Origin of the sequence: Iodobacter fluviatilis (genome assembly GCF_004194535.1) — a bacterium.
GTDB classification, from domain to species: domain Bacteria; phylum Pseudomonadota; class Gammaproteobacteria; order Burkholderiales; family Chitinibacteraceae; genus Iodobacter; species Iodobacter fluviatilis_A.
The window spans coordinates 3,568,613-3,582,109 of sequence record NZ_CP025781.1 but is presented as its reverse complement, the minus strand read 5'-3'; the positions used below and the strand labels follow the sequence as shown (position 1 = coordinate 3,582,109).

At 49.0% G+C, this 13,497-nt stretch carries 9 protein-coding genes and 3 rRNA genes; 3 read left to right on the top strand and 9 right to left on the bottom strand.

Going from position 1 to position 13,497, the window contains the following annotated elements; all coding sequences use genetic code 11:
- Nucleotides 1-22: 22 nt before the first annotated feature.
- Entirely contained in the window at nt 23-490 is a 468-nt protein-coding gene (nudB, locus tag C1H71_RS15860; RefSeq protein ID WP_130107416.1) for a dihydroneopterin triphosphate diphosphatase, read from the bottom strand.
- A 293-nt stretch (nt 491-783) separates the two neighbouring features.
- Between nudB and C1H71_RS15855 the strand changes: the two genes are divergently transcribed.
- The 3 genes from C1H71_RS15855 to C1H71_RS15845 are packed head-to-tail and all read left to right on the top strand — an operon-like array spanning nt 784 to nt 3,192.
- On the top strand, nt 784-1,992 hold the full coding sequence (locus tag C1H71_RS15855) for a SufS family cysteine desulfurase (RefSeq protein ID WP_130107415.1): 1,209 nt from the start codon (nt 784-786) through the stop codon (nt 1,990-1,992).
- The gene (locus C1H71_RS15850) at nt 1,989-2,393 is read left to right on the top strand and encodes a SufE family protein (protein WP_130107414.1); all 405 of its coding nucleotides are present in this window, start codon (nt 1,989-1,991) and stop codon (nt 2,391-2,393) included. The genes C1H71_RS15855 and C1H71_RS15850 overlap by 4 nt, the downstream gene beginning before the upstream one ends.
- Before the next feature lie 52 nt (nt 2,394-2,445).
- Entirely contained in the window at nt 2,446-3,192 is a 747-nt protein-coding gene (locus C1H71_RS15845; protein ID WP_130107413.1) for a basic amino acid ABC transporter substrate-binding protein, read from the top strand.
- A gap of 180 nt (nt 3,193-3,372) precedes the next feature.
- Here the strand turns inward: C1H71_RS15845 and C1H71_RS15840 are convergent, their stop codons facing one another.
- The 8 genes from C1H71_RS15840 to C1H71_RS15805 form a co-directional block, all read right to left on the bottom strand.
- The gene (locus tag C1H71_RS15840) at nt 3,373-4,131 is read right to left on the bottom strand and encodes an SDR family NAD(P)-dependent oxidoreductase (protein WP_130107412.1); all 759 of its coding nucleotides are present in this window, start codon (nt 4,129-4,131) and stop codon (nt 3,373-3,375) included.
- Between the two features lies 1 nt (nt 4,132).
- Nucleotides 4,133-5,455, bottom strand: a complete 1,323-nt coding sequence (gene hpnE / locus C1H71_RS15835) for a hydroxysqualene dehydroxylase HpnE (protein WP_223145897.1) — start codon at nt 5,453-5,455, stop codon at nt 4,133-4,135.
- On the bottom strand, nt 5,446-6,279 hold the full coding sequence (gene hpnD, locus C1H71_RS15830) for a presqualene diphosphate synthase HpnD (protein ID WP_130107410.1): 834 nt from the start codon (nt 6,277-6,279) through the stop codon (nt 5,446-5,448). The genes hpnE and hpnD overlap by 10 nt, the downstream gene beginning before the upstream one ends.
- A gap of 143 nt (nt 6,280-6,422) precedes the next feature.
- Nucleotides 6,423-7,055, bottom strand: coding sequence for a DUF4136 domain-containing protein (locus C1H71_RS15825; RefSeq protein WP_130107409.1), 633 nt, complete (start codon nt 7,053-7,055; stop codon nt 6,423-6,425).
- A gap of 2 nt (nt 7,056-7,057) precedes the next feature.
- Nucleotides 7,058-8,158 (bottom strand): chorismate synthase, encoded by a 1,101-nt coding sequence (gene aroC, locus C1H71_RS15820; protein ID WP_130107408.1) that lies wholly within the window; start codon nt 8,156-8,158, stop codon nt 7,058-7,060.
- Between the two features lie 192 nt (nt 8,159-8,350).
- Nucleotides 8,351-8,464, bottom strand: a 5S ribosomal RNA gene (gene rrf, locus C1H71_RS15815).
- A 149-nt stretch (nt 8,465-8,613) separates the two neighbouring features.
- A 23S ribosomal RNA gene (locus C1H71_RS15810) occupies nt 8,614-11,504 on the bottom strand.
- Nucleotides 11,505-11,951: 447 nt separating this feature from the next.
- Nucleotides 11,952-13,485 (bottom strand): 16S ribosomal RNA (locus C1H71_RS15805).
- Together the 16S, 23S and 5S rRNA genes form the textbook arrangement of a ribosomal RNA operon.
- Nucleotides 13,486-13,497 lie beyond the last annotated feature (12 nt).

Here is a 13,497-nt window from a genome sequence, read left to right as displayed (position 1 = left end):
GGGGTTCTATCCAATCAGCCAATTAATGCCCGCATCGCTCTGGCAAGCTGCGAATCGCATCGGCATTGGATGGAGAAAACACCATTTCAGCCGCTTGTATCCAACCCACCCATTTAAACCGCCGGTGTTCGCTAGTAGCAAGAGCAATATCCAGTGTGAATGGCACTTCTAGGCTAAAAACGTGTTCGGTATTATGCGTTGTGCCTGGTGCATAGCGATGACGCCAGATTTCAAAAATTTCGAAATCGTGACTTTGCTGCCAATCGCGTAATTTATACAGCTGCGTATCTATCCCTGTTTCTTCAAACACTTCACGGCGTGCCGTTTGCCCCAGTAACTCTTCCCCCTCTCGGCTTCCTGTAACCGACTGCCAAGCTTCATTAAAATCAGTCCGCTCCAAGAGCAATACCTGTAGATCAGGTGTATGAATCACAATCAGTGCGGACACGGCTTGTTTATAGGGAGGAGCAGCAGAAAAGGAAGTGGTCATAGGAGATTTGCGAAAAGAGATGGGCAAAGAGCAAAGCTTAAACCATGCGTATGCAGACTCACAACTTTAGTGATAAAAAACACTCAGTGGGTTGAATTTAAAAAATGGCCGCTCCAAGTAAAAGCGCGAACTTAAACAATTGTTTCCCCTATAAATAATTTGCATCCTGCCGCCTCTTTGTGACGGATGAATTAGCGCGTAAACTCAGCCAGTAAATACTATCCCGTAGGATGGGCGTGCGTTATAGCCCGCTTGCACGCTACAATCCCTTCCCATATCGACTTTGAGCCGCCATGTTTGATGCCTACGCACTACGTGCCCAGTTTCCTTTACTGGCGCGTACACCAGCACTTATTTACCTCGACAATGCAGCCACCACTCAAAAACCGCTGCAGGTTTTGGATGCTGAGCGTCATTTCTATGAAACTGCCAATGCCAATGTGCATCGTGGCTCACACCGGCTTGCTGTTGCCGCAACCGATGCCTTTGAAAACGCCAGAAGCAGCGTAGCGCATTTTCTTAATGCCCGTTCCAGCAATGAAATCGTTTTCACCCGTGGGGCCACCGAAGCTATCAATTTAGTTGCTCATAGCTGGGGCGCGGCAAATTTGCAAGCAGGCGATGAGATTTTACTCAGCACCTTAGAGCACCACGCTAATATTGTGCCATGGCAAATGTTGGCCACGCGCTGCGGCGCCGTCATCAAGCCGATTCAGTTATTACGCGATGGCAGCTTAGATCTTGAACATTTTCATTCGCTACTCTCCAATAAAACCAAGCTGGTTGGCCTTACGCATATTTCTAATGCAATTGGCAGCGAACTCCCCATTGCCGAACTCATTAACAGCGCTCATCACTATGGCGCCAAGGTATTGGTCGATGGCGCGCAAGCGGTGGCGCATAAAATCATCGACGTGCAAGCGCTCAACGCCGATTTTTATGTGTTTTCCAGCCATAAAGCCTACGGCCCAACAGGTATCGGGGCTTTATGGGCACGCAGCGAAATATTAAGCAGCATGCCACCTTGGCAAGGTGGTGGCGAAATGATAGAGCGTGTTTCATTTAGCCAAACCAGCTATGCCGAAGCCCCCGCACGTTTTGAAGCAGGCACGCCCGCCATTGCCCAGACGATTGGTTTTGCCGCTGCGCTAGATTGGTTACAAGCACAAGACCGCGTCGCCATTGCCCAGCATGAACATTTATTGCGGCTGCAATTAGAGCTAGGTCTCAGCCAAATCGAGGGCATACGCCTTATTGGTAACGCCCTACAAAAAGGCCCTGTTGTATCAATGGCCTTTACCCACGCCCACCCTTACGACGTCGCCCAATTTTTAGACGCCCGAGAGATTGCCGTAAGGGTAGGTAATCACTGTGCTCAGCCTTTACTGGCTAGCCTTGGGCTATCAGGCACATTACGCGCCTCTTTTGCTGCGTATAACACCCACAACGATATTGATACGCTCCTTGCTGCTCTGAGCGAAACATTGGAATTATTAGCATGAATAAAGCAGAAATAGAGCGCAAACTAGCAGGTGCCCACGGCTGGGAGGGGAAAAATCGCCTGCTGGTGCAATTGGCACGCGATTTGCCTCCCTTACCTACCAGCGAGCTTAACGACGCCAATCGCATTGTGGGCTGTGAAAGTACGGCATGGCTCACCATAGGCTGGCAACAAGCGCAGATACAACTGGCTGCTGATAGTGAATCACGTATCGTTAAAGGGCTGCTGGTGCTCCTGATCGCCGCCTACCAAGGAAAAACCCGCACAGAGATTCAGGCTTTTGATTGCGAGTCATGGCTGATATCACTAGGGCTTACTCGCTTTTTGTCTGCATCGCGTGGCAATGGAGTAAAAGCCATAATCGGTAAAATTTATGATGCAATTGGCGAAGCTCAGCATTGACTGACATCGCCCGTTTCGTAATGCTATTAAACTCATGAACAAGGATGGATTAATGAAAAACCTACGTAAGTTATTTGCTGCTTTAGTGACCGCCAGCCTGATTGCTGCTCCTGCATTTGCCGAACGCACACTGGCTGTTGGCACGGATGCCACCTTTGCTCCGTTCGAGATTTTAAATAAAAAACAAGAAGTCGAAGGTTTTGATGCTGATTTAATCCATGCGGTTGCGGCTAAAGCTGGCCTGCCCATTAAAGTGATCAATACCCCTTGGGAAGGCCTGTTTGCTGGCTTAAATAATGGCGAACGCGATATCGTTATTGCTGCGGTAACCATTACCCCAGAACGCCAAAAATCAATGGATTTCACTGCACCTTACTTTGAAGCCAAGCAATTGATCGTCGTTTCTGCAAAAAGCCCTGTGGCTAAATTAGCAGATCTTAAAACAAAAAAAATGGCAGTACAAAACGGTACGACGGGTGATATCGTTGCGCAAAAGCATTTCGGCAAAGCAAATACCAATATCCGTCGCTTTGAAACCATCGTATTGGCATTGCAAGAATTAAAAGCCGGTGGCGTGGATGCTGTGATTGGTGATAATAGCGTGGTAAAAAACTACCTCATCAACAATCCAAATTCAGGCTTTAAGCTCATTGATGACACCAGCTTTGATAAAGAGTTTTACGGCATTGCGGTTAAAAAAGGCAATGCTGCACTACTTGCCAAATTAAACAAAGGCCTCGCTGATGTAAAAGCAGATGGCTCTTACCAAAAAATCTACAGCAAATATTTCGGCAAATAAGATCTATTTGATGTAAAGAAAATAGCCTCTTGGGGTGATTTTCTTTACACTAAAAATACTCAACCTGCAAAAAAAAGCCCCACTACGGTGGGGCACTAAGGGGATGAAGAAGCACTACAAGCTATAGCACTGTGACTAGGATCAAATAATCGCTAGCAAGTTCCCCACCTACCAAGTTTTTTACATTTCACTTACGAGTTGCAGAGTTTGACCGCTCTGCCCACGGCTAGCGTCGCCCATCCAGTACAAAATCGCCGGTAAGATGGATTCAGTAGGCGGCAAGCTTTCGCGTGTTTCACCTGGGTGCGTTTTTAAGCGCGATGGCGATTGAATCGGGCCCGGCACTAAGAGATTAATCCGCAGGTTTTCCATACTATCCCACTCAGAAGCCGCGATCTCCACCAGGTTTTTTTGCCCAACTTTGCTCACACTATACCCACCCCAATACGCATTTGGCGCAAATGCATGCGTTTCACCCAGCAGCAAAATACTGGCATCAGGCGCAGCTTTAAGCAACGGGAATAGCGCGCGATTCAACACAAATGGGGCGGCGACGTTCACTTTGAACATGTCCATCCACTCGTCCATTTTTTGATTGGCCAAGGGTGACAAATGGCTAAAGCCATTTGCACAATGCAAGATGCCATCCAAACGGCCAAATTCTTTTTGAATAAGCACCGCCATCTGTGCAATTTCTGCCTCGCCCGATTTCGCCAAATCAAAGGGAATCGCTGCTGGTTGCGGATAGCCCGCAGCTTCAATCTCATCGTAAACTTTAGCGAGTTTTTTCTCATTACGGCCCAGCAGAATCACGGTTGCTCCGTATTCAGCCAACGCCAAAGCCGCTGCGGCACCAATACCCTGCCCTGCACCTGTCACTAAAATCACACGGCTTCGAAATGCACCAACCGGTGCCTGATAGTTTTTCCAATCACCCATGTCATTCCTCCATTATTTTAATTATTAACTCTTGAACCACACCCTGCGCCGCAGCCACCCCGCTTCTTACCGCCCCCTCTAGGGTTGCTGGGTAATCACCGCAACCAGCCAATCCCCTAGTGTAGTCCCCTGCTAACCAAAAGCCGCGCTCCGCCGTTTGATTACTTGGCCGCTGCATAGAGGGAGTGCAAGCAAAGGTAGCGCGCTTTTCTGTAATTACCCGCTGCCATATAACATCAGCAGGCAATGCTAAACGCTGATGCAGCTCCGCCACTACCGCCGCTGCCAGCTCTTCCTGTGGCAAAAACTGGTGCGAGCCAGTGGCTGAAATCACTACCGCAATCAAACCATCCATGCCGTGAGTAAAGCCACGATCAAACACCCACTGCGCTAGCGAATCGCTCAAGCCCTGCATGGGTCTGGCTAGCCGCGTGCTTTGATCGTATTGCAAATAAACCGTAACAATCGGCTGATAGATCCAATCCCCAAAAGCCTTTAGCTGCGGCAGCGTAGCCAGCACAGGCGCTAATCCATAGGGTGGTAATGCACAGATAACGGCATCAAAGCACTCAGCCTCTCCATCCAAACGCCAACCTTCAGGCGTTTTTGCTAGCTGACTAATCCGACGTGAACGATAAACCTGCCCACCTCGCTGCTGAATAAAACGCTCTGCCGCATCGGGAAACAAAGCAGAGAAATCGATCTTAGGCAGTAATAAATCTGAAGCGGCCCGTGCACCACCCAAGCTATCTCTAAGCACATTCAATAAAACCTGTGCAGACGCCAGCTCAAGCGGTGTATTTAAAGCCGCCACGGTTAGGGGTTGCCAAAAACGGCTAATTAACACCTTAGGCTGGCTTTGGTCTACTAGCCAGCGGCTAACGCTTACATCCTCGACCAATTGCCAATTCGCCGCTTGTGCTCCTCGAATCGCCCGTAGTAAAGCAAAGCGTTCTGCCCAAGTTAAGCCTTGGGCAAAAATCAGGCCAACGGCCAAATGCAAAGGCGCAGGGAGCTTTGGGCAAGCCAAACGAAAGCCCGGCTCCACCACCAGCTCCATTGGCATGCGCAAAAAAGCCGCCTCGTAATCCACGCCCACTTTGGCCATCATGGCTAGTAATTCGGTATACGCACCAATCACAAGATGCTGGCCGTTATCAAAAGACTGGCCGGCTAACTCCACCCGTCTTGCCCGTCCGCCTAAGACTTTACCGGCTTCAAAGACGCTGGCTTTAACCCCTAGGCTAGCTAACTCAGCGGCAGCTGCCATACCGGCGTAGCCACCTCCCAATACCGCTACGGATAATTTTTTATTTAAAACCACCACGTTTTCCAAGCCAGCCATAATTTACGAATTGGCGTTAAAGAAATACGCTGATTCAATACCTTCCCCACACCATCTTTTTGAATTTCTTTTAGCGTGGCACGATAAATAGCCGCCATAACCAAGCCGGTGCGCTGCTGTTTTTTATCTACCTCAGGTAATTGACTCATTGCTTGCGCGTAATATTGCTCAGCACGCTCTATTTGGAAATCCATTAACGCTCTAAATTCAGGGGTATCACGACAAGCTAGAATATCAGCAGCGGGCACATTAAATTGTTGTAATTCAGTGACCGGCAAATAGATGCGGCCGCGACGCGCGTCTTCACCCACATCACGAATGATATTAGTCAATTGAAACGCTAGACCCAAATCATGGGCATATTTAAGCGTACCACGATCGGTAAAGCCAAAGATTTGCGCCGCCATTTGCCCAACAACTGAGGCTACTCGGTAGCAATACAATTGCAAATCTTTAAAGCTATTATAACGAGCCATATCTAGATCCATCTCCATACCGTCGATGATTTCTATAAATAACTCACGTTGCAAATCGTACTGCTTAATTGCTGTTAATAACGCTTTAGTTACTGGATGCTGGGGCGAGCCTGCAAATAGCTGATCAATTTCACTGCGCCACCATGCCAATTTAGTTCTAGCCACTGCTTCTTCATGGCACTCATCCACCACGTCATCCACTTCACGGCAAAAAGCATATAAAGCGGTAATGGCTTTCCTTTGCTCTAATGGCAAAAATCGAAAGCTATAATAAAAACTAGAGCCACTTTTTGCGGCTTTATCTTCACAATATTGTTCAGGTGTCACAGGACTTTCCGATTTAATGAATGATGCTGAGTGCGCAAGCGTCTATTTCGTTAACAAAAAGATGCCCAACCATGAATGGCATAAAATGTACGGCGTTTAAAGTACCGAGCATCTTTTATTTGAGACTTGCGTAAATCAATCAATTATTGCTCTGGCAAAATAATTTTAACTTCACGTGTAGAGCCAGAAACACCTGGAAACTGCTCAAATAGCGCCCGAATAAGCCAAGGCACGGCAGGCTCAATGGCATCATCTCGGCTACGGTTGATCGCTCTGCCTTCAAACACTTTAGCAAAGCGCCCAGCTGCCAAATCCTTTTTATCCAAGATATCTAAATTTAACTGCCGGCTAAAAACGGTGTCACTCACGGGGCGGCTACCAACAATACCATTCTCTGCCTGGGTATAAGGCACTAAAACCACACCATTTGAGGTAGAAACTCGGCGATAGTAAGTACTAAAACCTACCGTTCCCCAAATAGGCTCTTGCGAGGTAATCGTTTTACCGCCATCCACCTGATACTGCAAGCGCACCAACCAATCTGCCGCACTCATATTCGGCACATACACATAGCCCTTACTCATTAGCTCGGCAGATACGTCTTCTTCAAAATCACGCTGAGCTAAGCTTTGCACTTGTGAGGCATCGCGCTCAAAGGTAAATTTATGCGCAGCAGGGGCACTCGCCAAAGTATGCCGCACGCTGACCGAAGCCAAAAACGGCGGTGTAGCGCAGCCACTTAATAATAAAACAACAAGTGCCAATCCTTTTAGCATGATTAAATCCTTTTAGCAGGAATCTGTGGGGTACCCACTTTTACATCACCACACTGGGCACGATGACGCAAAGCATGATCAATCAACACTAAGGCCAACATCGCCTCAGCAATCGGTGTGGCACGAATGCCCACGCACGGGTCATGCCGCCCTGTAGTTGCCATTAGCACTGGATTGCCCTCTTTATCAATCGAGTTACGCTCTTGGGCAATACTAGAGGTAGGCTTAACCGCCAAATTAACCACAATATCTTGCCCAGTAGAAATGCCACCCAAAATACCACCAGCATGATTGCTTGCAAAACCCGTTGGTGTAAGCTCATCGCAATGTACCGAGCCTTTTTGCGCGATACTTGCAAAGCCCGCGCCAACTTCAACGCCTTTTACCGCATTAATACTCATCATGGCATAAGCAATTTCTGCATCAAGGCGATCATATACTGGCTCACCCAAGCCCACCGGCACATGCTCAGCCACTACAGTGATTTGCGCGCCTACTGAATCGCGTTCTTTACGAATCGCATCCATATAGTCTTCAAGCTGCGGCACCATTCCTGCATTCGGTGCAAAGAAGGCGTTGCCGTTTACCTCATCCCAGCTATTGAATGGAATCTCTAATTCGCCAAGTTTACTCATATAGCCACGAATTTCGATACCGTATTTCTCCCGTAGCCATTTTTTAGCGATTGCACCAGCGGCAACGCGTACCGCAGTTTCGCGTGCAGACGAGCGCCCGCCGCCGCGAGGGTCTCGAATACCGTACTTATGCCAGTAAGTGTAATCTGCGTGGCCTGGGCGGAATGTCTCCACAATTTTACCGTAATCTTGACTGCGCTGATCTTGATTACGAATCAACAATGCAATCGGTGTGCCCGTAGTTTTTCCTTCATAAATGCCAGATAAAATCTCTACCGTATCTGGCTCTTTACGCTGAGTCACATGCCGTGAAGTACCCGGTTTACGCCGATCTAATTCAGCCTGAATATCTTCAATACTCAAATCCATGCCTGGCGGGCAACCATCAACGATGCAGCCAATTCCCGCACCATGACTCTCACCGAAAGACGTCACCGTAAATAACAAACCAAGTGTATTACCAGACATGAGTTAAATCCTTGAGCAGAGCAACAAGCTTAATTCTAACATGGACAGAGATAGACCAAGACTTACAAACAAGGGTGAGATCGAGTATTTTTTACAACAAAACCTTCCATTCTTTTTCTTCCACCCAAAACAAAACCCCCGCCTCTTTCGAGTACGGGGGTTTTGTTTACTACGTCTTTACTACTAATGGGGGTCTGGCAATGACCTACTTTCACACAGGTAATCTGCACTATCATCGGCGCTAAGGTGTTTCACTGTCCTGTTCGGGATGGGAAGGAGTGGGGCCACCTCGCTATGGTCGCCAGACTTTAACGGGTTAACTCGTTGCACTTATTGCTCTGCAACGCGTTCAGTTCAATAGAAGAAGTAATATATTGCTTTGTATTGCTTGTTTCTCAAATTTAGTTTTCTAATCTGGGTAGATTATACCGTCGCACACACGCGCTTCAGGTTATAGGATCAAGCCTTACGGGCAATTAGTATCGGTTAGCTTAACACATTACTGCGCTTCCACACCCGACCTATCAACGTCCTGGTCTCGAACGACCCTTTAAAAGGCTTAAAGCCTTGGGGAAATCTCATCTTGAGGCGAGTTTCGCGCTTAGATGCTTTCAGCGCTTATCTCTTCCAGATTTAGCTACCCGGCGATGCCACTGGCGTGACAACCGGTACACCAGAGATCTGTCCACTCCGGTCCTCTCGTACTAGGAGCAGCCCCCCTCAAATTTCCAACGCCCACTGCAGATAGGGACCAAACTGTCTCACGACGTTTTGAACCCAGCTCACGTACCACTTTAAATGGCGAACAGCCATACCCTTGGGACCGGCTACAGCCCCAGGATGTGATGAGCCGACATCGAGGTGCCAAACTCCGCCGTCGATGTGAACTCTTGGGCGGAATCAGCCTGTTATCCCCGGAGTACCTTTTATCCGTTGAGCGATGGCCCTTCCATTCAGAACCACCGGATCACTATGTCCTGCTTTCGCACCTGCTCGACTTGTCTGTCTCGCAGTTAAGCCGCCTTATGCCATTACACTATCAGTACGATGTCCGACCGTACCTAGGCGACCTTCGAGCTCCTCCGTTACAATTTGGGAGGAGACCGCCCCAGTCAAACTGCCTACCATGCACGGTCCCCGATCCGGATAACGGACCAAGGTTAGAACCTCAAAGGGGTCAGGGTGGTATTTCAAGGTTGGCTCCACACAGACTAGCGTCCATGCTTCAATGCCTCCCACCTATCCTACACAAACCACTTCAAAGTCCAATGCAAAGCTACAGTAAAGGTTCACGGGGTCTTTCCGTCTAGCAGCGGGGAGATTGCATCTTCACAAACATTTCAACTTCGCTGAGTCTCAGGAGGAGACAGTAGGGCCATCGTTACGCCATTCGTGCGGGTCGGAACTTACCCGACAAGGAATTTCGCTACCTTAGGACCGTTATAGTTACGGCCGCCGTTTACTGGGACTTCAGTCAAGAGCTTGCACCCCATCATTTAATCTTCCAGCACCGGGCAGGCGTCACACCCTATACGTCGTCTTTCGACTTTGCAGAGTGCTGTGTTTTTGATAAACAGTCGCAGCCCCCATTTCTCTGCGACCCATTTCAGCTCCAGCCGCAAGGGCTTTCACTTAATATGGGCTCACCTTCTCCCGAAGTTACGGTGATAATTTGCCGAGTTCCTTCTCCTGAGTTCTCTCAAGCACCTTAGAATTCTCTTCCTACCCACCTGTGTCGGTTTGCGGTACGGTCAATATAAAGCTGAAGCTTAGAGGCTTTTCTTGGAAGCATAGGATCAATCACTTCAGTCCGAGGACTTCGTCGTCACGTCTCAGCGTTATAGCAGCCCGGATTTGCCTAAGCCACACGCCTACTCGCTTAAACCCACTATTCCAACAGTGGGCTGACCTACCTTTCTCCGTCCCCCCATCGCACTTTATATCGGTACGGGAATATTAACCCGTTGTCCATCGACTACGCATTTCTGCCTCGCCTTAGGGGCCGACTCACCCTGCGCCGATGAACGTTGCGCAGGAAACCTTGGGTTTTCGGTGTGCGGGCTTTTCACCCGCATTATCGCTACTCATGTCAGCATTCGCACTTCCGATACCTCCAGCATCCTTCTCAAGACACCTTCGCAGGCCTACGGAACGCTCCTCTACCATATGCACATCGTGCATATTCGCGTCTTCGGTTATCAGTTTGAGCCCCGTTACATCTTCCGCGCAGGACGACTCGACCAGTGAGCTATTACGCTTTCTTTAAATGATGGCTGCTTCTAAGCCAACATCCTGGCTGTCTATGCCTTCCCACCTCGTTTTCCACTTAACTGATTATTTGGGACCTTAGACGGCGATCTGGGTTGTTTCCCTCTTGACCATGGACGTTAGCACCCACAGTCTGTCTCCCATGCTCGCACTTGACGGTATTCAGAGTTTGCCATGGTTTGGTAAGTCGCGATGACCCCCTAGCCATAACAGTGCTTTACCCCCGTCAGTGATACATGAGGCACTACCTAAATAGTTTTCGAGGAGAACCAGCTATTTCCAAGTTTGTTTAGCCTTTCACCCCTATCCACAGCTCATCCCCTAATTTTGCAACATTAGTGGGTTCGGACCTCCACTGCGTTTTACCGCAGCTTCATCCTGGCCATGGATAGATCACTTGGTTTCGGGTCTACGCCCAGCAACTATGCGCCCTATTCGGACTCGGTTTCCCTACGCCTCCCCTACTCGGTTAAGCTTGCTACTGAACGTAAGTCGCTGACCCATTATACAAAAGGTACGCAGTCACCCCATTTTGCAAGGGCTCCCACTGTTTGTATGCATCCGGTTTCAGGTTCTATTTCACTCCCCTCCCGGGGTTCTTTTCGCCTTTCCCTCACGGTACTGGTTCACTATCGGTCGATGATGAGTATTTAGCCTTGGAGGATGGTCCCCCCATCTTCAAACAGGATTTCTCGTGTCCCGCCCTACTTGTCGCATGCTTAGTACCAACCAATCTCTTTCGTGTACGGGGCTATCACCCACTGTCGCCAGACTTTCCAGACTGTTCCACTAAAGTTTGATTTATCACATGCAGGCTCTTCCCATTTCGCTCGCCACTACTTTGGGAATCTCGGTTGATTTCTTTTCCTTCGGCTACTTAGATGTTTCAGTTCGCCGAGTTCGCTCTACATCACCTATGTATTCAGTGATGAGTGACCCAAAAGGGCCGGGTTTCCCCATTCGGATATCACGGGATCAATGCTTATTTGCCAGCTCCCCCGTGCTTTTCGCAGGCTAACGCGTCCTTCTTCGCCTATCATCGCCAAGGCATCCACCAGATGCACTTAGTCGCTTGATCCTATAACCTCAAACACGTGTTCAGTCGCTTGTAAAGCGGCTACGAAACCCGATGACTGCGTTAAAAAACGACTCGAAATCCTCATTTACATACGTAAACTCCGGTTCCTCGTCCTTTCTTGCCTTGCCCTCGACTTTCTCGCTCGCTTTCCAATGCGCTGAATCGCCGAAACGATCCACACATTCAAAGTATCTGATTTCGCTTTGTTTGCGACATCGATTATTCATTTCTGACTTCGAACAATCGATTTTGATACAATCTACCCTTATTTATTTCTAAATTTGAGTATTACTTCTTCTATTTTTTTAAAGATCAATGTACTGGCTTGCTGTGAAGCAATCAGAACTAATGTGACTTTTTAATCGCATGAGTTCTAAATCCTTCAATCACAATCCTTAAACTTACAGTCGATGAGTGTGAGTACTCAATCCAAAAGACTTTCTCTTGAAAGGAGGTGATCCAGCCGCAGGTTCCCCTACGGCTACCTTGTTACGACTTCACCCCAGTCATGAATCCCACCGTGGTAAGCGGCCTCCTTACGGTTAGCCTACCTACTTCTGGTGAAACCCATTCCCATGGTGTGACGGGCGGTGTGTACAAGGCCCGGGAACGTATTCACCGCGACATGCTGATCCGCGATTACTAGCGATTCCGACTTCATGGAGTCGAGTTGCAGACTCCAATCCGGACTACGATCGGTTTTATGAGATTAGCTCCACCTCGCGGCTTGGCAACCCTCTGTACCGACCATTGTATGACGTGTGAAGCCCTAGCCATAAGGGCCATGAGGACTTGACGTCATCCCCACCTTCCTCCGGTTTGTCACCGGCAGTCTCCTTAAAGTGCCCAACTAAATGGTAGCAACTAAGGACAAGGGTTGCGCTCGTTGCGGGACTTAACCCAACATCTCACGACACGAGCTGACGACAGCCATGCAGCACCTGTGTTCAAGTTCCTTGCGGCACTCCCCGATCTCTCAGGGATTCTTGACATGTCAAGGCTAGGTAAGGTTTTTCGCGTTGCATCGAATTAATCCACATCATCCACCGCTTGTGCGGGCCCCCGTCAATTCCTTTGAGTTTTAGCCTTGCGGCCGTACTCCCCAGGCGGTCTACTTCACGCGTTAGCTGCGTTACTAAGGAACGAATTCCCCAACAACTAGTAGACATCGTTTAGGGCGTGGACTACCAGGGTATCTAATCCTGTTTGCTCCCCACGCTTTCGTGCATGAGTGTCAGTATTAGCCCAGGGGGTTGCCTTCGCCATCGGTGTTCCTCCGCATCTCTACGCATTTCACTGCTACACGCGGAATTCCACCCCCCTCTGCCATACTCTAGTTGACCAGTTTGCAATGCAATTCCCAGGTTGAGCCCAGGGCTTTCACATCACACTTAATCAACCACCTGCGCACCCTTTACGCCCAGTAATTCCGATTAACGCTTGGACCCTACGTATTACCGCGGCTGCTGGCACGTAGTTAGCCGGTCCTTATTCTTCCGGTACTGTCATCCCCAATGGATATTAGCCACTAGGATTTCCTCCCGAACAAAAGCGCTTTACAACCCGAAGGCCTTCTTCACGCACGCGGCATTGCTGGATCAGGCTTGCGCCCATTGTCCAAGATTCCCCACTGCTGCCTCCCGTAGGAGTCTGGACCGTGTCTCAGTTCCAGTGTGGCGGATCGTCCTCTAAGACCCGCTACAGATCGTCGCCTTGGTGAGCCTTTACCTCACCAACTAGCTAATCTGATATCGGCCGCTCTAATAACGAGAGGTCTTGCGATCCCCCTCTTTCCCCCTCAGGGCGTATGCGGTATTAGCTATCCTTTCGGATAGTTATCCCCCATTACTAGGTACGTTCCGATATATTACTCACCCGTTCGCCACTCGTCAGCGGTGCAAGCACCCTGTTACCGTTCGACTTGCATGTGTAAAGCATGCCGCCAGCGTTCAATCTGAGCCAGGATCAAACTCTTTAGTTTAATCGCTAAGCT

Bases quoted from the DNA above. Each gene is read 5' to 3' on its own strand.
- C1H71_RS15825 (WP_130107409.1), bottom strand. From the start codon at position 7,055: ATGCTAAAAGGATTGGCACTTGTTGTTTTATTATTAAGTGGCTGCGCT.
- C1H71_RS15840 (WP_130107412.1), bottom strand. From the start codon at position 4,131: ATGGGTGATTGGAAAAACTATCAGGCACCGGTTGGTGCATTTCGAAGC.
- C1H71_RS15845 (WP_130107413.1), top strand. From the start codon at position 2,446: ATGAAAAACCTACGTAAGTTATTTGCTGCTTTAGTGACCGCCAGCCTG.
- C1H71_RS15850 (WP_130107414.1), top strand. From the start codon at position 1,989: ATGAATAAAGCAGAAATAGAGCGCAAACTAGCAGGTGCCCACGGCTGG.
- nudB (WP_130107416.1), bottom strand. From the start codon at position 490: ATGACCACTTCCTTTTCTGCTGCTCCTCCCTATAAACAAGCCGTGTCC.
- aroC (WP_130107408.1), bottom strand. From the start codon at position 8,158: ATGTCTGGTAATACACTTGGTTTGTTATTTACGGTGACGTCTTTCGGT.
- C1H71_RS15855 (WP_130107415.1), top strand. From the start codon at position 784: ATGTTTGATGCCTACGCACTACGTGCCCAGTTTCCTTTACTGGCGCGT.